The organism is Streptomyces sp. MBT53 (assembly GCF_016654115.1).
Taxonomy (GTDB): Bacteria; Actinomycetota; Actinomycetes; order Streptomycetales; family Streptomycetaceae; genus Streptomyces.
On record NZ_JAEQAZ010000470.1, the window covers coordinates 1 to 816 of the forward strand.

Sequence of the window (816 nt, forward strand, 5' to 3'; positions counted from 1 at the left end):
GGTCGGCGGCCGTTTGGCGCGGGAGAGCCGCCGTCCAGCGCGTGGCCTCCGAGAAGGGCCGATTCCAGTGGACCGCTCAGTGCCGTGCGCCGGGAGCGTGCGCGACGCACCGGAGTGTGCGCGTGGTTCACACGGGGCGCATGGAAAGTCGAAAGCAGGTGCGAGGGAAGCGGAGTTGCCGGTGCCTCCGACTTCCTTTCAAAGGTATGGATGTTGCCCAAGTGCCTTGTTGGGTTCAGTGGGTTGTGCAAGGGTGAAACGCCCGCGCGAGGGTAATGCCCGGGGCTCATTCACCCGTTGATGAACCGAATCCGAGGAATCCACTCCGTGTCCCTCCCTCCCCCTCCTCGTCCTCCTTACCCTCCGCCGGACAGCGGGGCGCCCGAGGAATCCGACGAGACGCTGGCCGCCCGGCTGCGGGGCCGCCCGGAGGGTGAGGCCGCGCATTCCGTCGCGCTGCTGATGGCGCGGCACTGGCAGCCGGTCCAGGATTACGCGGAAGTCTGTCTCGCCGCCACGGGCAGCGTTCCCGCCATGGCCGCCGCTGCCGCCTTCCACCAGGTGTTCGACCGGTTGACGTTCGGTGAACCGGGCGTGGCGCTGCGCCCCCGGTTGCTGCTGACCGTGCGTGACACGATCCGGGAGTGGGCGGCGGAGGAGCGAATATCCGGTGTTCTGCCGGACCTGGAGAAACCCTCCGGGGGCCGCGCGATGCGTTCTGCCAAGTCCATGACACCCGAAAATCGCAAGCTCGCCGAGCGGTCTTTCCAGACCCTTCAGCCGTTCGCCCAGTGTCTGCTGTGGCACACCGAGGTC

At 67.9% G+C, this 816-nt stretch carries 1 pseudogene; it reads left to right on the top strand.

Annotation, left to right across the window (positions count from 1 at the left end):
* Positions 1–327: 327 nt before the first annotated feature.
* Positions 328–816, top strand: a pseudogene (locus tag JHN45_RS52290) (hydrolase); the annotation flags it as partial.